The 18,806-nt window shown below is 35.6% G+C and carries 20 protein-coding genes; all 20 read right to left on the reverse strand.

Annotated features, from left to right (window positions below):
• Positions 1-5: 5 nt before the first annotated feature.
• From NHF50_RS04025 to NHF50_RS04120, 20 genes are read right to left on the reverse strand one after another with little or no spacing between them, the layout of a single operon-like run.
• The gene (locus tag NHF50_RS04025) at positions 6-662 is read right to left on the reverse strand and encodes an acetyltransferase (protein ID WP_109568456.1); all 657 of its coding nucleotides are present in this window, start codon (positions 660-662) and stop codon (positions 6-8) included.
• Positions 640-1,368, reverse strand: a complete 729-nt coding sequence (locus NHF50_RS04030) for an SDR family NAD(P)-dependent oxidoreductase (protein ID WP_252775150.1) — start codon at positions 1,366-1,368, stop codon at positions 640-642. The genes NHF50_RS04025 and NHF50_RS04030 overlap by 23 nt, the downstream gene beginning before the upstream one ends.
• An 11-nt stretch (positions 1,369-1,379) precedes the next feature.
• On the reverse strand, positions 1,380-2,429 hold the full coding sequence (locus tag NHF50_RS04035; RefSeq protein WP_252775151.1) for a ketoacyl-ACP synthase III: 1,050 nt from the start codon (positions 2,427-2,429) through the stop codon (positions 1,380-1,382).
• Between the two features lies 1 nt (position 2,430).
• Positions 2,431-2,661 (reverse strand): acyl carrier protein, encoded by a 231-nt coding sequence (locus tag NHF50_RS04040; protein ID WP_109568459.1) that lies wholly within the window; start codon positions 2,659-2,661, stop codon positions 2,431-2,433.
• A gap of 6 nt (positions 2,662-2,667) precedes the next feature.
• Positions 2,668-3,672 carry a ketoacyl-ACP synthase III gene (locus tag NHF50_RS04045; protein WP_109568460.1) on the reverse strand — a complete coding sequence of 335 codons (1,005 nt, stop codon included), beginning with the start codon at positions 3,670-3,672 and terminating at the stop codon, positions 2,668-2,670.
• A gap of 2 nt (positions 3,673-3,674) precedes the next feature.
• Positions 3,675-4,277: a sugar transferase gene (locus NHF50_RS04050; protein WP_252775152.1), complete on the reverse strand. Its 603-nt coding sequence runs from the start codon at positions 4,275-4,277 to the stop codon at positions 3,675-3,677.
• Between the two features lie 2 nt (positions 4,278-4,279).
• Entirely contained in the window at positions 4,280-5,401 is a 1,122-nt protein-coding gene (locus NHF50_RS04055) for a glycosyltransferase family 4 protein (protein WP_252775153.1), read from the reverse strand.
• A gap of 41 nt (positions 5,402-5,442) precedes the next feature.
• Positions 5,443-6,417 (reverse strand): glycosyltransferase family 2 protein, encoded by a 975-nt coding sequence (locus NHF50_RS04060; RefSeq protein WP_252775154.1) that lies wholly within the window; start codon positions 6,415-6,417, stop codon positions 5,443-5,445.
• Positions 6,414-7,508, reverse strand: a complete 1,095-nt coding sequence (locus NHF50_RS04065) for an EpsG family protein (RefSeq protein ID WP_252775155.1) — start codon at positions 7,506-7,508, stop codon at positions 6,414-6,416. The genes NHF50_RS04060 and NHF50_RS04065 overlap by 4 nt, the downstream gene beginning before the upstream one ends.
• Positions 7,509-8,573 carry a polysaccharide pyruvyl transferase family protein gene (locus tag NHF50_RS04070; protein ID WP_252775156.1) on the reverse strand — a complete coding sequence of 355 codons (1,065 nt, stop codon included), beginning with the start codon at positions 8,571-8,573 and terminating at the stop codon, positions 7,509-7,511.
• Positions 8,574-9,578, reverse strand: coding sequence for a glycosyltransferase family 2 protein (locus NHF50_RS04075; RefSeq protein ID WP_256475983.1), 1,005 nt, complete (start codon positions 9,576-9,578; stop codon positions 8,574-8,576).
• Entirely contained in the window at positions 9,575-10,684 is a 1,110-nt protein-coding gene (locus tag NHF50_RS04080) for a glycosyltransferase (RefSeq protein ID WP_252775158.1), read from the reverse strand. Before NHF50_RS04080 ends, NHF50_RS04075 begins: the two co-directional genes overlap by 4 nt.
• Positions 10,681-12,081, reverse strand: coding sequence for a lipopolysaccharide biosynthesis protein (locus NHF50_RS04085; protein WP_252775159.1), 1,401 nt, complete (start codon positions 12,079-12,081; stop codon positions 10,681-10,683). The genes NHF50_RS04080 and NHF50_RS04085 overlap by 4 nt, the downstream gene beginning before the upstream one ends.
• A 46-nt stretch (positions 12,082-12,127) precedes the next feature.
• Positions 12,128-13,384, reverse strand: a complete 1,257-nt coding sequence (locus NHF50_RS04090) for a sulfate adenylyltransferase subunit 1 (RefSeq protein WP_252775160.1) — start codon at positions 13,382-13,384, stop codon at positions 12,128-12,130.
• Between the two features lie 9 nt (positions 13,385-13,393).
• Complete coding sequence (gene cysD, locus NHF50_RS04095; RefSeq protein WP_109568470.1) at positions 13,394-14,299, reverse strand: sulfate adenylyltransferase subunit CysD; 906 nt, start codon at positions 14,297-14,299, stop codon at positions 13,394-13,396.
• Positions 14,292-14,891: an adenylyl-sulfate kinase gene (cysC, locus tag NHF50_RS04100; protein WP_109568471.1), complete on the reverse strand. Its 600-nt coding sequence runs from the start codon at positions 14,889-14,891 to the stop codon at positions 14,292-14,294. The genes cysD and cysC overlap by 8 nt, the downstream gene beginning before the upstream one ends.
• Positions 14,881-15,315 carry a DUF2061 domain-containing protein gene (locus tag NHF50_RS04105; RefSeq protein WP_109568472.1) on the reverse strand — a complete coding sequence of 145 codons (435 nt, stop codon included), beginning with the start codon at positions 15,313-15,315 and terminating at the stop codon, positions 14,881-14,883. The genes cysC and NHF50_RS04105 overlap by 11 nt, the downstream gene beginning before the upstream one ends.
• On the reverse strand, positions 15,308-16,111 hold the full coding sequence (gene cysQ / locus NHF50_RS04110; protein WP_308219301.1) for a 3'(2'),5'-bisphosphate nucleotidase CysQ: 804 nt from the start codon (positions 16,109-16,111) through the stop codon (positions 15,308-15,310). Before cysQ ends, NHF50_RS04105 begins: the two co-directional genes overlap by 8 nt.
• Positions 16,112-16,114: 3 nt before the next feature.
• On the reverse strand, positions 16,115-17,392 hold the full coding sequence (locus tag NHF50_RS04115) for a nucleotide sugar dehydrogenase (protein WP_109568474.1): 1,278 nt from the start codon (positions 17,390-17,392) through the stop codon (positions 16,115-16,117).
• A 12-nt stretch (positions 17,393-17,404) separates the two neighbouring features.
• A complete protein-coding gene (locus NHF50_RS04120; protein ID WP_109568475.1) occupies positions 17,405-18,796 on the reverse strand; it encodes a UDP-glucose 6-dehydrogenase in 1,392 nt (463 codons plus the stop codon).
• Positions 18,797-18,806: the final 10 nt, after the last annotated feature.

An 18,806-nucleotide genomic window follows, 5' to 3' on the forward strand; every position in this document is an offset into this window, starting at 1 on the left:
TTAAACTAAAAAATCTTTTTTGCCGGATTGCCAAAATAAGTACCAACTTGTCGTATTGACTTTATCACAACGCTACCGGCTCCGATCCTGCATCCGTCCGGAATTTTTACTCCAGGCAAAATAACAGCTTTTGAACCAATAAAAACATTGTTCCCGATCTGTGCTCCGCCACCGATATCCACATTAGCCATAATACTTGCATAATTGCCTATTGTAACATCGTGACCTACTTGTGTTCCTGCATTGATCATCACTCCTTCTCCAACGGAAACGTTACAGGATATTATGGAACGGGGATACAAAACTGCTCCTGCGCCCATTTGTGTATTCTTTCCAACCAGAACCGTATCGTGTATAAAAGACAACACATTACAGTTGTTTGAAGCAAATAGTTCAAAAGCTTTCTGCTTTATATCTGTGTTTGCGATTCCCATTACTATATTTTTCCCTTTCCAGATCTCCCCTTTGAAAAAACCATCTACGATCTTATATTCGTTTACAATTCCTTTCAACACATCCGGATTATCGTCTACGTACCCTATTAATTCATAGGATTGGGAAAATCGGGATCTATCCATCCAGCACTCTAATTCTCGCGAAAGCCCTCCGGCACCAATTAAATAAAACTGCTCCTTTTTATTATTGAATTGAATATCCTCCATCTATGATAAAATTTTGTCCGGTGATCCACTTACTCCCTTCAGAAAGCAAGAATAAAATTGTTGGCGTAACATCCTCTACTTCACCAATCCCTAACGGATGCATACTTTTGATACGTTCAATATTGTCTTCCTCTATCTGAGAAAACAATTTTTGTGTCATTGGTGTGTTCACCACACCCGGAGAAATTGCATTAACCCGTATTTTGCGTTTAGCCAATTCTAATGCCAATGACTTTACCATTCCTAAAATGGCTGACTTGGAAGCGCAATAACCGGTTTTTCCGGCTTGTCCCAAAGTGGCCATCACAGATGCTAAAAAGACCACGCTGGCTCCTTCGTTAGAATACTTCTTCTTGGCAAAAAATCGCATTAATTCAATTCCGGAAAAAACATTGATATTAAAAATACGCTGAACTGCTTCCGGCGTATATAAACTAATAGGCAAGGTTTCTTCCATTCCGGCACAATGTACCAAACCGTCCAACTTTTGACCTGACAAAAATCCGTCAAAAATTTTAGTATATTCTTGATATGAATTCAAATCAATTGCTAAAAAATGTAACTGTTCAGAAAATTGGTCTAGCAGGTCTTTTATTTTTTCTATATCTCTGCCCAAAGCAAAAACCCGGTATCCTTCCTTAAGCAAACTATTGCAAGTTGCTTTTCCTATACCTGAAGTTGCTCCCGTTACAAGGACATTTTTCATTTTATTTGTTTTTATAATTCGATTTGGGGGTAAATTTTTGTTTGTTTAAGGCTTATAATTCCATTTGCCCAATTTAATCCTGAGCCATATCCACTGAGGATAAGCTTATCTAATTCATTATTATTTTCTGCTTGAGACTGTATCAATAAAGGAATTGAAACACCACTGGTATTACCGAACTGATCAATATTGATCGGGAATTTTTGGGCTTCAACACCTAATTGTGCTGCAATTTGTTTGATAATAAACTGATTGGACTGATGCAGTAAAAAAGCGCCTATTTGCTCTTTATCCAAATTGGCTTGCTTTAAAATCTGTAAAATACTCGGCGCCACTTCCCGTAAAGTAAAATCAAGCACACGAGCTCCATCCATTGCCAATTGCAAGCGGTTTTTTTGATTGTTTTTATCGTCCTTCTCTATTTCAAAACTATGAGAAGTAACCACATTGCGACAACCTCCGTCGGGAATCATGATCGCATCTGCGTTATTGCCGTCTGAAAAATACTGAAAATACGTTTCGGAAACATCGTCTGTACTTCTCTCAATCAACATGGCCGCAGCTCCGTCACCAAAAAGCATAGAAGTCCCTCTGTCTTTGTGTGACAATATTTTAGATAAGGTCTCTGCGACGATAAAAAGCACTTTCCCTTTAATCGTTTGCGCTATAGAGAAAGCGGTTCCTAATCCTTGAACAAATCCGGCACAGCCTGCATTTATATCCAGACACAGGACATTTTGCGGCAAATTCAGCTTAGCTTGTAAAATGTTAGATGAAAAAGGTATCTTATAATCCGGAGTCTGACTTAAAAAGATCAGACATTCAACTTCAGAAGAAGCAACATCATGTTCTTTCAATAATGAATTAGCAGCTTCAAATCCTAAATCAAGAGCCGTTATATTATCAGTAGCCCAACGTCTGTTTTTAATCCCGACTGTTTTTTCAAAGATCTTGATTTCTTTGGGACTCAGCAGTTCTTCAAAAAAAGCATTGGACACAACCTGAGACGGAACACAGGTTTTTAAAGCTGTAATATGGATACCTTTAAAATGTTGTAGCATTTTAGTTGAATTTTTCTACTCCGATACGCTCGATCAAAGATTGTACTGTTGAGATATTCTTAATATCGTCTGCTGTTAAAGTCAAACCAAACTCATTAGAGACATATCCTATTAAAAGCATAGCAGCCATGGAATCCCATTCGTCTAATCCTTTTAAATCCGTTTCTGCTGTTAACGTGATCTCTAACTCTAATTCTTCTTCTAAACCTTTGATAAATTCAGCTTTATTCATTTTCAGTTATAATTTATTATTTATGGTAACTAATCCTCCTGACCAAGACAACCCTACTCCGAAACCAACCAGTAAAAGAGTTTCCTTCTCTGTTATGTCCTGACTGTATTTCTTTAATGCGATTGGAATAGTTGATGAAACAGTGTTTCCTCCGTCTCGTAAATCAATAAAAAAGCGCTCTTCTTCTATTTTTAATCGCTTTCTCAAAAAATTCAGCATAAAAGCATTTGCCTGATGAAAAATATATTGGTCTATATAATCTTTTTCTACTTGATTGGCTTCTAATAATTTTTCTACAAATCCCGGCACAACTTCTCCTGTAAAATGGAAAATCTCAGGTCCGTTCATGTACAAATCATTATCCGTATAAAAATTACTACTTCCGTACATCTTTAATTCCGGGTTACTTTCTAATTTATATTTTGAACCCCCATTCTTCACAAATAGTTTTTCTACACCTGAGCCATCCGTTCCGAACAAGAAGTTGCCGAAATTCTCTTCTTCAGTGTATGACACTAAAGTTGCGGTAGCTGCATCTCCGAAAATGGCTCTGTTTGAACAATCCTTTTCATTGAGGATTTTAGAGTATGTTTCTGCTGTTACAACTAAAATATTTTTAGCCTGACCGGAATTAATCAATCCTTTGGCTAAGCTTAAAACATAAGTGTAGCCTGAACATCCCAAATTAACATCCAAAGCTCCGACTGTTGTAGGCAACCCTAACCTGTCTTGTAAAAGACAAGCTGTTGTAGGCAAAATATAATCCGGATTTTGCGTACAATATAAAATATAATCAATTGTAGTACTATCTATTCTTTGAAACAGCTTTTCGCAAGCCTGCACGGCTAAATCCAAACCAGTTTCATCCTCATCTGCATAATAACGACAACTAACGCCTACTTTGTCATCAAACTTCTTAAAATCATAGTCCGGGAATTGTAGTGCCAAATCTTTGTTTGTCACTTTATTTTTTGGAAAAACATATTCTATAGCTTGTATTGTTGCTCCCATTTTTAATTTCCTTTAAAGGCCTCTGTTGTTGCCTGTCCTTGTTGATTTATCCCTTCTTTTTTCAGGACTTTTTTGACTGTCAAATATACTATTTTTAAATCGGTAAAAAAACTAACATGATCTACATACCACACATCATATCTGAATTTAGTTTGCCAATCTAATGCATTTCTTCCATTCACTTGTGCCCAACCCGTAATTCCAGGTTTGATCTCGTGTCTTCTCCTCTGAAAATCATCATATAAAGGAAGATATTGCGGTAATAACGGGCGCGGCCCTATTAAACTCATATCTCCTTTGAGAACATTCAACAATTGTGGAATTTCATCCAATGATAATCTTCGCACCCAATTCCCGACCACAGTTAACCTATCTGCATCAGGCAATAAATTTCCTTGTGCATCTTTTCTATCGTTCATGGTCTTAAACTTGATGATGCTAAATATCTTTTCGTTTTTTCCGGGGCGTTTTTGAAAAAAGAATGGTTTTCCTTCATTTGCAATGGCCAGCAAAAATGTTATTATCACAAATAATGGCAAAAGCAACACAAAAGCAACAAATGCTAAAACAAAATCGAATAAAGGTTTGAATACTTTTGCGTACATTTTTAATTTAGTTTTTCCTTATAGAATGCTAACCAATGGCGTGAAATTTCATCTGCCGAAAAATATTTCAAAACATATTGCCTTCCTTCTTCGCCCATCGCCTTTCTTAGATTGGCATCTAAAAACAATATTTTCATTTGTTTGTAAAGATCTTCACTATTCGCCACTTTATGTCGCAACCCTGTTTCATTATCCACAATTGTTTCTGTCAAACCGTACGTATCGCTACAAATCACAGGCATTTGCAGAAGCGAAGCTTCAATGACACTGGTTCCGAAACCTTCTCTGTAACTCGGCAAACAAAAAACATCTCCCGCTTGTAGTGTTTCCTGAGGCTTTCGGGTTAACCCGAAAAAGAAAATCCCTTCTTTTTGCATCTGTTCAATTTCCGGTCGTAAATTTTCTTCGTCTGCCCCTATCAATAAAAGTTTTGCTTGAGGAAATTCCTGATGTAATCTTTTAAATGCTGTTACTAAATCTAAAATTCCTTTATCGCGATTCATCCTTCCTAAAAAAGTAAACACCACCTCATCATCTGAATACCCTAATTGTCTTCTCAACTCTTTCTTTATCCCCTGATCGGGTACAAACTTGGACACATCAACACCACTGATAGAACCTTTTCCTAATACTTTTGAGTTTTGGTCTTTGATGATGTGATTCTGTATTAGAAAATCTCGTTGTGATTGGCCGTCCACTAATATATCCGTAGCAAAAAAGACCATTACCTTATCTAAGAACTGTAACAATTTCTTTTTTAATCCGGTTTGTGTATGCCAAACCTGTCCTGTAAAAATGTGTATCCGAAGTTTTACTCCTGCCAGCCATGCTGCTGAAGTAGCAATTAATCCTGCTTTGGGAGTTATGGAATGTATAGCATCAAAATGCTGTTGTTTTAGGTATTTATAGAGTTCGTACAACGCCGCTAAGTCTGACAAAAGATTAATATTCCGTACAATCTTTATATTCTTAGTTTCTTTCACAAAGGAAATAGCATGTTGTTCCTCTGTTTCAAAATTAGCTACTAATGTAATATCAAACTCCTGAGACAGATACTCAAAATGTTTAAGCATAAAGGCTTGAGCCGTCAAGGGGCTTGAAACAACGAAACAAATCTTCTTCATGTTTTAATTAGTAGGTTACAACAAATGTATGAATATAAATTTTATAAAAAAGAACTAAAAATTTTATAGAAGTAAATATTCTTTAAAATCAATAACCGGAACAGGTTTTTATTTTTCTGGTAAATCGGATGATCTACATAATACATTCCTTTATTTTGCAGCTCTTCTTTCATCCCTTTTACTATTTCAAACGGTTCTTTGTTTTTCATTAAATGGTAAAACAGTGTCGCAACCAGAAAATTCAAGCGCTCTTCAAAAAAATTTTTCACTTCTGATAACTCCCCATTTCCGGTTTGATATAAAGTATGCGTGATGTCCAGAACCTGCTTAATGTCCTGAACCATTTTTTGTTTTTTTTCTTTGTTTGAATTACGGGTTATGGAATTTTCAGTCTGTAAAAAACAGGCTCCTATTTGCGGAACTGCATAAACTTTAGCTGCTTTGTAAAAAGCTCTTGTATTGAATTCAAAATCTTCAATAAAAATACGTTCCAAAAAAAATAATTCATTTTCCAGCAAAAAAGTTCTCTTATACAACTTGTTACAAGCTGAATTCATATAACGGATAGTATTATAGTACTGAATTCCGCTTAAGACATTTCCATCAGAAGTATTTTGAACTGTATATATTTCTTTTCCCTGCATATCTACTCCTTTTGCTCCGAACTCCAGAATTTGAGTTTCCTGACTCTCGGCGATCAAAAGTAATTCTTGTAAAACACCCGGGGTTAGTACATCATCAGAATCTAAAAATAATAGATAATTGCCTTGAGACGCTTTAATGCCTGTATTACGTGCTCCTCCCAATCCTTTATTCTTTTGTGAAATAATGGTAATAGCAGGATCGTTCGGAAAAGTATTCCGTATCCGTTCTACACTTTTATCCGGACTTTCGTCGTCAACTACAATAATTTCATATTGTGATTCTTCTAAACCGCTTTCTTTAACCGACCGAATGCACTTTTCTACATAAGCTTCTACGTTATATACAGGAATTATAACACTTAACTTTTTCATGACCTTACTAAGATTACGGTTAACAGGTAAGTAAAAGCGTAATATCCTAAAAGGACAAATCCGATGGATTTATTTTTTTCTTTCAGAAAACCTCCTTTTAACAATGGATAGATGATAATAATCCCTAACATAAACCAGGACAAATATGCAAAGCGATTTGAAAAGTTGGCTCTAATCACCAAAACCCAAAAAGCATTGGCAAACAGATAAATATTAAACATTCGTTGATAGAGCTTATCCTGAAAATTCTTCTTGAACAAATAATACCAACCCGCATAAACTCCGGTGGCACTATATAGTAAAAAATCCCAACGAAAACCGGTTTGTGTAATTCCTTCATCAATTTGGTCTGTAAAATATTGGTCAATTCGATGGTCGTCAAAACCGATATTTGCAAAAAATTCTACAAAATAATTCCCAAATATTAATGATATCGGGATACACAATAACCAGCCTTTCAGATAGTTTCGAGAATCGTTATTAAAATATGTCAGTGCTAATCCCATTGTGGGTAAAATCATTGTTTTATGAAAAAAACAGGACAGTATGAGTAACGGAATCATTATGGCTCTTTTATCTATATAAATCAAAGAAAATAAGAAAAATGAAGTTGCCATTCCGTTACGAATACCATTAGTTCCGTATGCCCAAAAGGACAATGATCCAACCAGAATAAAAAAAGAATAGTACCAATATTTTCCGAACCATTTTACAGATAATATATACAATGGAACAATATAAAGGAGCGCACAAACTAAAAAGAATGTTTCTACATTCATGATCTGAGAACAAAAATCCATAAACCAGTAGAACGCATAATCTTCTGTTACAATAAGCGGATTATTTTCCTGAAAACGTTCAAAGGAATAAGCATACATGGTCATATCGACAAAAACCCCGCTAATAGGCCGCAATCCGATATACAACACTACAAATAATAAGGCAAAATGACCAAAGTAATTCACAAAACGAATATTTTTATAATCATCAATAGCCAACACAAAAGAGTGCAGCAACGTTGCCATTAAAAAGAATAGCAGCATTTGAAAATAAATGGTTGTATAGCTCTCTATCGGAACAAAGTCAAACATTTAGCAGGTTAATTGTTCTTTAAGTGGTTCGAATCGTTCTTTTAACGAATGGTATTTTCGCTGACTAAATTTATTAAAAATATCTTGTATTGCTACTTCAAATGCTGAAACTGAAAATTCACGCATCAAAATAATGGGGGCATACTCTTTTATCCAATTGTATGATTCTTCTATTTTATGGTTGTTATTCAGAAATACAATACAAGGCGTATTGGTAATATAACTGAAGATCATTCCGTGAAGCCTGTCTGTTATTACCAATTCTGATGTTTTGTATTGGGTCCATATTTTTTCCAGTTCTGCGTCACATGCTGCTTCAGAAAGGTCTCCTTTATTTAGATGTGTGTCATAAAAAGCAACTTGTTGAAATCGGTTTGAAATAAAATCCAGCAGTTGTTTTTCGTCGTCCTTAGTCAATAATTTTTCATCATCTTTTCTCAAACTTAGGGTAACTCCTTTTCGTTCTAATTGCGGTTCCGACTGATCCAGACTTAAAACAATATCGGGTGTCAAAAAGGATCTCACTTCGGGAAATGCTTTTTGCATCCATCCGAATGACTTTTGCTCCCTGAGAAAAAATGCCAAATTGGGATGTTTTGAATAACATCTTTGAGCTGTTTTCAGTGCTTTTTTCCCTTTTTCGGAAGGCGAAAAATCAAAAGTCTGCGGAAAAGAAATAATTTTATTATCCGGGAAATTCTCTACAACCAACTGGCGTAATGTTTCGATCTGATCGTACAGATCTCCGAAATTCCCTCCTCCTACAGTAGTAATCATATCCTTAGGATTCAAAATAGATTTTGCCCATACAATTCCTTCTAAGGTTTTGCTGATAGGAATCGGAATTACTTTATAATCCGGACATGTTTCGGCAATGAATTTTTTTTGCGCATACGTAATAGCCACATCTCCCAGATTGCTGTAATTAGCCGCTAAAAAGACAACTATTTTTTTATCCGAACTATTTTCTTTTCTGCCTTTAAAATAGTGTAACGATTTAAATTGTTGTAAAAACAATAAGGTTCTGATTTTATATGAAAAGGGGATGTATCGGGTAAGTGACATTTATTTTAGCATTTTGCACAACGCAAACAAAAATACAACTCTTTTGTGTAAAACAATGTTTTTATAAAGCTTATCCGTGGCTGTTTGGGGTTGGTAATACACTATCAATTCCTGCATTCTGTTGTTATGCAACATCATTTTCAGGTAATTAAATTTTTCTCGTTCAGATAAATTATTTTTAAATGCAAATAAATTATTGGCACAATAACGCAATCCTAACATTAAACTATTCGCTAAAACCGTTTTTTTATCATTTACAGAAAAATTCCAAACTGATAAAAATTGATTCAGAGCTTCATCTTTTTGCAAATAAAGGGCAAATGAATTGGCATGAAAGGTTTTTATCAAGGTTGTCACCGGGCGATTGATATAGTGGTACAAGGCTTGGTTGCAAAAAACAATCGCATCGGTTTTAGCTAAAACCTGAGCATTAAACAATATGTCTTCTACTAATGAAATCCCTTTTGGAAAAAAAAGTTGATTGTCTTTTAAAAATTGATGTTTGTATAGTTTATTCCAGGCATAACCTAATAAGCCTAATTGTTTTTCGGTAAATGCCGTTTGTTGTTTTCCTTTTTCTAAAATAGTGTCTTCTGTTGTTACCTCTTCCGTTTGGATCATTTCCCGGTCGGCATTTTCAGTATCCAATTGGTAACCAAATACCAAAACATCATATTGACGAATATGTTGCAAAGCTACCTCCAGCAGGTCAGGTTCGATCCAATCGTCACTATCCATGAAATAGATGTATTCTCCTTGTGCTTTTTGTAAGCCAAAATTCCGCGCATCCGATAAACCGCCATTTTCTTTGTGATGCCATTGCACGCGCGTATCCGCCACAAAACGTTCTGTTTGAACTACGCTATTATCTTTCGTTCCATCATTAATCAGTAATAGTTCAAAATCAATAAAGGTCTGTTTTAAAACAGAGGTAACAGCCTTTTCAATGTATCTTTCTACATTGTAAACCGGCATAATCACTGAAATTTTTGGCTGACTATTCATGCTAACGAATCGAATAGATTTTCTACTTTCTGAACGGAATTTTGCTGTATAAAATACGTTTTTCGTTCTATCGCTTTGCTCTTCCAGTACTGAAGTTCTTCTTTTGACTGTAATACTTTTTCAACAGCTTGCAACAAAGCTTCTTCATTGTTTTTAGTTATAATTCCGAATCGGCTATCGTCTAAAATAGCAGTCATTCCGGAACAATCTGTAGTAATCACAGGAACTTCTAACAATAAAGCTTCTATAATTGCGGTATTGTAGCCTTCATTATATGAGGAACAAATATACAAATCTGCCTGTTGTAAGATTGCATACGGATTTTCCTGAAAGCCGAGCAAAACTACATTTTCCTCTAGTTCATTTTCTGTTATAAACTTTTGAAACTTCCCTCCCAATTCGCCTTCGCCTAAAATGTGAAGTTTAAAGCAAAAACCTTTCTTTTTTAACTGCAAAGCAATACGAAGTAATCTATCGTAACCTTTTACCTCAACCAATCTGCCGATGGTTACCAAATTGAGAACTTCTTTCGTAAACTCTATTTTCGGTTTTTCCTCAGCTTTTTCCAAAATTGCATTTACATCCAAAGCGTTTTCGATTACCTGAACCTTCGTTTCGTCTAAAGTCGGAATAGCCTTCAACAAAGATTTTTTTGCCAAATCGGACACACAAACTATAGCATCAAAAGCCTGATATGCTTTTTCCGTTTCTGCATAGCTCCTAAATGTTTGCGACAAAAGTTTTACATCTGCATTCGTATGCAGCCAGGCTATTTTTTTGGTCTCTTCAGGAAATGCAGAAGCTATACGGGTAGGTACATGCTCCAGATAGGCTACAACAATATCATACTTATCTTTAGCTATCCATTGAGCCAAAAAGCGAGGAGAAATTATTTTTTGCAAAACGGAATAACCTCTAAAAACCTTTTTGAAGCTACTATATTGTTTGACCGCAGGATCAAGATTCTTTCGATTGACCCCTTCTTCAAAAATGGTAAAGAGAGTAATTTCGTATTTTTCTTTGGAAAGATTATTGAGTAAATCTACCAGGACTTTTTCTGCTCCGCCTCCTTTTAGATCAGGATGAATAAAGAGTATTTTTTTCATGGTAGTTTAGCTTTGATCTTTTGGTATAGCAAACTTACATCTTGTCGGTTGATCCACCAAACAAAAAGCAACGACACAACAGGCAACAGATATTGGATCCCTTCTATTTCCCAATAATTAGCTAAACTAATCAATATAAATGCCAACAGCATTTTAACAAAGGAAACTATCGGGAACTGAATATTAAAATAGGATTTTGTTTGCCACAAACGCATCAAAAACAAGATCAAATAGCCTATTGTGATTGCAAAAGAGGCTCCATATAAGCCGTATTTCGGAATCGTCATGTACGATATTGCAATTACGACTAAGCCTCCCGCAATACTACTGCTTAAGGCTCCTGATGTTTTTTTTGCACTCAAATAACCTGTTCCGTAAAACCCTGCCAGCGCATTGAATACAATTCCTACAAGCAATAAAGCTGTGTATTCCCAGGAATCATAAAAATCTGCGCTTACAAAATGGGTAAGAAAGACTTTATTACATCCGACGATTACAATGGAAACGGAAAACAAGAACACAACATATTTTCCCAGAATGCGAGTATAATACAGATCGCGTTCTTTATCGGCATACATAGCAATCGCTTTTTCCTGCCAGGCAAGATAAAACACATTGATCAGCAACAGAACTATTGTCGGTAATTTATAAGCGATGGCGAATATTCCATTTGCAGATGCTCCCAAAAAAAGTAAAATCAGGTATCGGTTTGCCGAAGAAATTGCCCACCAGCTAACATTATTAGGAACTAAAGGCAATGAGAATTGCCATAGTTGCTTTGCCAATGACCAACTGAAACTTTCTTTCTTTAAGTATTGAAATATTTTATTTTTAAGCACAACATACAGCAAGGATATAAAAGCTGCAATGGTATTAGCCAGCAAGAGTCCTTCCAATTTCCAGTCCAGTACAACTAAAAAAAAGACGGATAGTACAACATAAACTAAGGTGTATACTATACTGGAAACCACATAGCCTTTATTATCGCCAACAGCTCTCTGAAATTGCTGAAATAACAAATAAAAAGATTGAAAAAACAGCAGAGCAAAAATATAATTGGCATAAGGAACAGGGTAAAAGAAACTAACTACCACTTTGAGCAATGCCAAGAGAAAAATGCCTAAAAGGACCAAAGCAGTAGAGACCGTTAAGACTCCGGAGATATTCTCTTCTGATTTATCTTCTATCAGCCAACGTAAGATAGAATCTGTTAACTGAAAGGTTACAAAAGGAGTCAGTAAGCTGACTGTTACTAGGAACAGATCTAATTCTCCTACTTCTGCCTGAGTTAAATAGAATGTCGTAAAAAAAACCAGAACAAAACTAAGCCCTTTAGTCGCAAGATTCCCAATAGTATAAATAATGGTTGTACTTAGTAAACTACCTGAAGTCTTCAATTTTGTTCCGGTGATTTTTTTAATTATATGTTAAGCGAGAAATGATTTATATGATCATTCCGGCAGCCACCGTTTCGTTTGTTCCCTCATCAATTAATATAAAGCTTCCTGTTAATCTATTGTCTCTATACGAATCGATCATTAACGGTTTTGTTGTTCTGAGTTTTACTCTTCCGATATCATTCATCTGAAAGTCTTTATCTTCTTCATTTCTTTCATATGTATTGATATTCACTTTATAAACCACATCTTTAATCATGGCTTTTTGCTCATTGGAAGTATGTAAAATTGAATATTTTGCACGAGGCTGGGCTTGTTTATTGTTTAGCCAACAGATCATAGCATCAAACTCTTGTGAAGGTTCCGGTGAATTGTTGGTTTTCACTATCATATCACCCCTACTGATATCGATATCGTCTTCAAGAGTAATAGAAACAGACATTGGTGCAAATGCTTCCTCCAGTGACTGGTCATAAAAATCTATTGTTTTTATCTTTGATGTAAAACCTGAAGGAAGAATTGTTACATTATCTCCTTTTCGGTAAATTCCGCTTAATATTCTCCCGGCATATCCTCTGTAATCAATAAACTCGTCTTTCTGCGGGCGTAAAACGGTCTGCACAGCAAAACGGGCATCAATTTTATTATTATCACTACTGATATGCATGGTTTCTAATGTATTTAAAAGCGGCGACCCTTTAAACCAAGACATTTGTTCTGAAGCGTTTACGACATTATCTCCAACCAAAGCACTTATCGGAATAAACCGAACATCTTTGATCAATAATTTTGAAGAGAAACTTTCATAATCGGAAACAATATTATTAAATACTTCTTCTGAATAGTCTACTAAATCCATTTTATTCACACAAACAATCACATGCGGTATTTGCAAAAGTGATGCTATATAGGAATGTCTTTTGGTTTGTTCTATAACTCCTTTTCTGGCATCAATCAAGATGATTGCTACGTTAGCCGTTGATGCTCCTGTTACCATATTTCGGGTATATTGAATATGTCCCGGAGTATCGGCTATAATGAATTTTCTTTTAGGAGTCGTAAAATACCGATAGGCAACATCAATGGTAATTCCTTGTTCTCTTTCATCTCGAAGTCCGTCAGTAAACAACGCTAAATCTACTCCGTCGTATCCTTTCTTCTTGCTTGTATTTTCTATAGCCGCTATCTGGTCTTCAAAAATAGATTTTGAATCGTATAATAGTCTTCCTATAAGTGTACTTTTACCATCATCAACACTACCTGCGGTTGCTAAACGTAATAACTGATTATTGTCTATTTGCATATTCTTTTTTTAAAAGTATCCTTGTCTTTTTCTATCTTCCATAGCTGATTCAGAACGTTTATCATCTGCTCTGTTCCCTCGCTCCGTCAATCTCATTGCTGCTACTTCTTCAACAATCTTATGTAGCGTATCAGCATCAGATTCGATACCACCGGTGATTGTAATATCTCCCAGTGTTCTGAATCGGATTTTTTTGAATTCGATTTTTTCGTTCTCTTCTAATTTCAAAAATTCAGAGTTCGGAATCCAGGCATCATTTCTCCAGACTACTTCTCTTTCATGAGCAAAATACAAAGAAGGTATCGCTATATTTTCTCTTTTAATATAATTCCAAACGTCTAACTCTGTCCAATTACTAATCGGAAAAGCTCTGAAATGCTCTCCTTGAAAATGTTTTCCGTTGAGTAAATTCCAAAGTTCCGGACGTTGATTCTTAGGATCCCATTGTCCGAAATCATCCCGATGAGAAAAGAAGCGCTCTTTTGCTCTTGCTTTTTCTTCATCTCTTCTTCCTCCTCCTATAGCACAATCTATCTTATTTGTTTCTATAGCATCCAGAAGTGTTGTTGTTTGCAACGCATTTCTTGAAGCATTTTTGCCTTTTTCTTCTGCTACTCTTCCTTGATTGATCGATTCCTGAACAGAACCTACGATCAATCCTACCCCTAACTCTTTTATCAAGTCGTCTCTGAACTTCATTGTTTCCGGAAAATTATGACCGGTATCGATATGCATTAACGGAAAAGGGATACTCGACGGGTAAAAAGCTTTCTTAGCCAAATGGGTTACAACAATTGAATCTTTCCCTCCTGAAAACAGGATGACAGGATTTTGAAATTGAGCCCAAACTTCCCTAAGGATAAAAATTGCTTCAGCTTCTAATTCATCTAAGTAATTCAAATAATATTTACTCATGATGTGTTATCTTATCTTTTATTTTTTCAAAAATCAAATTTACAGAATTTTCAAGACTTAGCTTAGAGGTATCTATACAAATATCAGGATTGACGGGTTTTTCATAAGGAGACGAAATTCCCGTAAAGTCTTTTATCAGTCCTTTTCTGGCTTTTTCATACAGTCCTTTCACATCTCTTTTTTCACATTCCTCAAGTGGTGTATCTACAAATACCTCTACATAGTTCTCCGAACCGACAATCTCTTTAACAAGCGTTCTGTATTCTTCCAAAGGAGATACAAAACTGGCTAAAACAACCGTTCCTGAATCTAAAAAAAGACGAGCTACTTCTGCTACTCTTCTAATATTCTCTTTTCTGTCTTCAATAGAAAAACTTAAATTAGAATTTAAGCCTCCTCTAACATTATCCCCATCTAAAAGATAGGTTTTAAAATTCAAGTCAAACAATTTTCGTTCTAACATTCCGGCAACTGTTGACTTTCCGGATCCTGATAATCCGGTAAACCAAACTAAAACGGCTTTTTGTTTTAAAAGCTCCTGTCGTTTAGCTTTATTAATTTCAAAAGTATGTTCATGAATATTAGTACTCATCGTCAACTGTTTTTATTATTCCAAATTTTATACGATACCAAACTCTTTCATGTAAGTAATACAGTATCATTTTTGTTACCACTTCAAAAATACTAATCTTTATCCCGATAAACGGATCTCCTGAGATCAGCCATCCTAATATAAAAGTATCTATCGAACCTACTATTCTCCAAGACATTGCTTTCAGTAAATGTCTTTTTCTACTATCTTCATTCAGTCCTAATCGGCTAAGATCTACTCTATACCATATCCGTTCGTGCAGATAATACAAGGTCATTTTAGTAATGAGTTCTGCAACTCCTACTTTTAAACCTACCCAGGGGTTAGCAGTAATAAACCACGAAAGCAACATAGTATCTAATGTGCCCACGATACGCCATGTAATTGCTTTTGTAATATGTCGTATTGGCGAAACTTTACTCATTTTCTACTACAAAGCTCGGGTTGAGTAAATTTTCTTTATTATACTGTAGTTCTTTACCTGTTTCTTGGTTTATGACCTTAACTCCTACTGCATTACAAATTGCCTGTCCGGCCGCTGTATCCCACTCCATCGTTGGCGCTAATCGCGGATAAACATGTGCTTTACCGCTTGCTACCAGACAAAATTTTAATGAGCTTCCGGCATTCACTTTATTTATCTTCGTAAAATCTTTCTCTAATTCTTTAATAAATTGTTCCGTTTCTTCATTCAAATGTGAATTGCTGCATACTACATTAATTTCAGATAATGGAGAAACCGGTTGTAATAGAACTGCATTTTTCATATAATCTTCCAATGAAAAAACTGCGTTTACATTCTTGTAATAATAGCTTTCTTTTTCAGTAACGAACCCGACATACAGTTCTTTTGAAACGGGCACATAAATCACTCCGAAAACAGGGCGTCCTTGTTCAATCAATGCAATGTTTACCGTAAATTGTCCGTTCCTTTTTATAAACTCTTTTGTCCCGTCTAACGGATCAACTAACCAACAGGTATTCCAAGTTTTTCGCAAAGAATAATCTGCATTTTTGATTTCCTCACTTATAATGGGAATATCCGTTGCTGTCAAAAAGTTTTTTATGATCTCATTTGATTCTTTATCAGCGATAGTTAAAGGTGAATCATCCTCTTTTACAATAACCTCTCCGTCAAAATTATTATATATTTCATCTACTTTTTCTCCGGCTTTTACAGCAGCTTGTATCGCTATTTCAAAATTTTTATTCAACATCATTTATTATAATCTACCGTCAACGTTATCACTTAAAACTCCTTTTACATCATAAATAACCGATTGCGTTTTACAAAATTGCTGTAAATCCATCTGTCTGAATTCTTTATGAGCCACTCCTAATACAACAGCATCAAACTGTTCTTCCGGTTTCTCTTTTACACTTTCAACGCTATATTCGTGCTGCACTTCTTTAGGATCTGCCCAAGGATCAAAAGTAGTTACTTTCATTCCGTATTCTTCCAAAGCCTGAATTACATCTACAATCTTAGTATTGCGAACATCGGGACAGTTTTCTTTAAAAGTAATTCCCAACAACAATACCGAAGCATTATTGACATTAATTCCTTTCTTGATCATATGCTTTACCACCTGTGATGCTACATACTCACCCATACTGTCATTCAACCTTCTTCCTGCCAGAATAATTTCGGGATGGTATCCTTTCTCCTGCGCTTTTTGTGCCAAATAGTAAGGATCAACACCTATACAATGCCCTCCTACTAATCCGGGTTTAAACGGAAGGAAGTTCCATTTAGTTCCGGCTGCTTCTAAAACTGCATGTGTATCGATATCTAACAGATTAAAAATTTTAGCGAGTTCATTCACAAAAGCAATATTAATATCACGTTGCGAATTTTCGATAACTTTTGCTGCTTCAGCAACTTTTATTGTCGGTGCTAAATGCGTTCCGGCTGTAATGACGCTCTTATAAAGATTGTTTACTTTCTGACCGATTTCCGGCGTTGAACCGGAAGTAACTTTTAATATTTTTTCAACGGTATGTTCTTTATCTCCCGGGTTTATTCTTTCCGGTGAATATCCTGCAAAAAAGTCTTTATTGAACTTTAAACCTGATATTTTTTCCAATACAGGAATACATTCTTCCTCTGTAACTCCCGGATAAACAGTTGATTCATAAATCACAACATCATTGGCTTTCAACACTTTTCCTACTGTTTCACTAGCTTTATAAAGCGGAGTCAAATCAGGTCTGTTGTGCTTATCTACCGGAGTAGGTACTGTTATAATATAATAATTACAATCTTTAATATCGTCCAACTGATCCGAACAATACAATCCGTTAGCATTGTCATTCTTCCCTTTCAAGACGGCTTGCAGTTCATCATCTTCAACCTCTAAAGTTGTATCTTTCCCTTGTCGCAATTCTTTGATCCTGTTTTGATTGATATCAAAACCAACAACCGGATATTTGGTTGCAAAAAGTCTTGCTAAAGGTAAGCCAACATATCCCAAGCCTATTATAGCTATTTTAGTACTCATTTTTTTTATTTTTTATGAACCGATAGCTTTATAAATAAAACCTATTTTTTGTAATTCTTCTTTATTCAGAATATTTCTACCATCAAAAACAAATGCCGGTTTTAGCATATTGTCATATATCTTTTGCCAATCGTATGTTTTAAATTCATCCCATTCTGTTAATACTGCTACAGCATGAGAATCTTTACATGCCTGATATGGATCAGCTGTTACATCAACTCCACTTTTATTTTCTTCAGAACTGCGTGTATCTAAATAATCCAGATCTGTCAGAATTTGTTGTTCTTCTACCTTCGGATCAAAAACAGCAATATTTGCTTGTTCGTTCAAAAGGTAATCTGCTACATAGATTGCAGCTGACTCACGTGTGTCATTTGTGTCCTTTTTGAAGGCCCAACCTAAAAATGTGATTTTTTTGCCTGAAACCGTATTGTATAAAGTAGTAATAATATTTTTTGCGAACCTTCTTTTCTGGTGATCGTTCATGATAATCACTTGTTCCCAATAATCAGCCACTTCGTTCAAACCATAGCTTTTAGCGATATAAACCAGATTCAGGATGTCTTTCTGAAAACATGAACCTCCGAAACCGACAGATGCTTTTAAAAATTTAGGACCAATTCTGGAATCTAATCCTATTGCCTTACCTACTTCATTTACATTAGCTCCTGTTTTTTCACATAATTCACTAATGGAATTGATCGAAGACACACGCTGTGCCAAGAAAGCATTAGCTGTTAGTTTTGAAAGCTCAGAAGACCATACATTGGTTGTCAGAATTTTATCTTTCGGAACCCAATTTGCGTAAACATCTGCTAAAGCATTTACTGCTTTTTGACCTTCAGCCGAATCTTCCCCTCCGATCAAAACTCTGTCCGGAGCAAACAGGTCATCTATAGCTGTTCCTTCCGCTAAGAACTCAGGGTTTGACAAAATTTGAAATTGCACTCCGTTTCCGGTATGGTCTAAAATACTTTTTATAGCACTTGCCGTTCTTACCGGCAACGTAGATTTTTCAACTACAATTTTATTATCTCTTGCTACACGTGCTATTTGACGGGCACACAATTCGATATATTTCAAATCGGCCGCCATCCCTTTACCGATTCCATAGGTTTTTGTTGGCGTATTTACCGATATAAAAATCATTTCAGCTTCATCGATGGCTTTATCTACTTCTGTTGAAAAGAACAAATTTCTCCCTCTTGCCTCAGCTACCACATCTGCTAACCCCGGTTCGTAAACCGGTAATTTAGACAAATCACTATCATTCCAGGCTGCTATTCTGGCTTCATTTAAATCAACAACTGTAACTTGAATATGAGGACATTTTTGCGCTATTACCGCCATAGTAGGTCCCCCTACATATCCTGCGCCAATACAACAAATCTTAGATATTTTCATGGTAATACGT

Origin of the sequence: Flavobacterium sp. NRK F10, assembly GCF_024054235.1 — a bacterium.
Taxonomy (GTDB): Bacteria; Bacteroidota; Bacteroidia; order Flavobacteriales; family Flavobacteriaceae; genus Flavobacterium; species Flavobacterium sediminis.

What these genes read in the sequence shown, in the direction of transcription:
- NHF50_RS04080 (WP_252775158.1), bottom strand. Translation starts at nt 10,684, where the DNA reads ATGAAAAAAATACTCTTTATTCATCCTGATCTAAAAGGAGGCGGAGCA.
- NHF50_RS04115 (WP_109568474.1), bottom strand. Translation starts at nt 17,392, where the DNA reads ATGAGTACTAAAATAGCTATAATAGGCTTGGGATATGTTGGCTTACCT.
- NHF50_RS04070 (WP_252775156.1), bottom strand. Translation starts at nt 8,573, where the DNA reads ATGTCACTTACCCGATACATCCCCTTTTCATATAAAATCAGAACCTTA.
- NHF50_RS04090 (WP_252775160.1), bottom strand. Translation starts at nt 13,384, where the DNA reads ATGCAAATAGACAATAATCAGTTATTACGTTTAGCAACCGCAGGTAGT.
- NHF50_RS04120 (WP_109568475.1), bottom strand. Translation starts at nt 18,796, where the DNA reads ATGAAAATATCTAAGATTTGTTGTATTGGCGCAGGATATGTAGGGGGA.
- NHF50_RS04055 (WP_252775153.1), bottom strand. Translation starts at nt 5,401, where the DNA reads ATGAAGAAGATTTGTTTCGTTGTTTCAAGCCCCTTGACGGCTCAAGCC.
- NHF50_RS04025 (WP_109568456.1), bottom strand. Translation starts at nt 662, where the DNA reads ATGGAGGATATTCAATTCAATAATAAAAAGGAGCAGTTTTATTTAATT.
- cysC (WP_109568471.1), bottom strand. Translation starts at nt 14,891, where the DNA reads ATGAGTACTAATATTCATGAACATACTTTTGAAATTAATAAAGCTAAA.
- NHF50_RS04075 (WP_256475983.1), bottom strand. Translation starts at nt 9,578, where the DNA reads ATGAATAGTCAGCCAAAAATTTCAGTGATTATGCCGGTTTACAATGTA.
- NHF50_RS04065 (WP_252775155.1), bottom strand. Translation starts at nt 7,508, where the DNA reads ATGTTTGACTTTGTTCCGATAGAGAGCTATACAACCATTTATTTTCAA.
- NHF50_RS04030 (WP_252775150.1), bottom strand. Translation starts at nt 1,368, where the DNA reads ATGAAAAATGTCCTTGTAACGGGAGCAACTTCAGGTATAGGAAAAGCA.
- cysD (WP_109568470.1), bottom strand. Translation starts at nt 14,299, where the DNA reads ATGAGTAAATATTATTTGAATTACTTAGATGAATTAGAAGCTGAAGCA.
- NHF50_RS04040 (WP_109568459.1), bottom strand. Translation starts at nt 2,661, where the DNA reads ATGAATAAAGCTGAATTTATCAAAGGTTTAGAAGAAGAATTAGAGTTA.
- NHF50_RS04035 (WP_252775151.1), bottom strand. Translation starts at nt 2,429, where the DNA reads ATGCTACAACATTTTAAAGGTATCCATATTACAGCTTTAAAAACCTGT.
- NHF50_RS04045 (WP_109568460.1), bottom strand. Translation starts at nt 3,672, where the DNA reads ATGGGAGCAACAATACAAGCTATAGAATATGTTTTTCCAAAAAATAAA.
- NHF50_RS04050 (WP_252775152.1), bottom strand. Translation starts at nt 4,277, where the DNA reads ATGTACGCAAAAGTATTCAAACCTTTATTCGATTTTGTTTTAGCATTT.
- NHF50_RS04105 (WP_109568472.1), bottom strand. Translation starts at nt 15,315, where the DNA reads ATGAGTAAAGTTTCGCCAATACGACATATTACAAAAGCAATTACATGG.
- cysQ (WP_308219301.1), bottom strand. Translation starts at nt 16,111, where the DNA reads ATGATGTTGAATAAAAATTTTGAAATAGCGATACAAGCTGCTGTAAAA.
- NHF50_RS04060 (WP_252775154.1), bottom strand. Translation starts at nt 6,417, where the DNA reads ATGAAAAAGTTAAGTGTTATAATTCCTGTATATAACGTAGAAGCTTAT.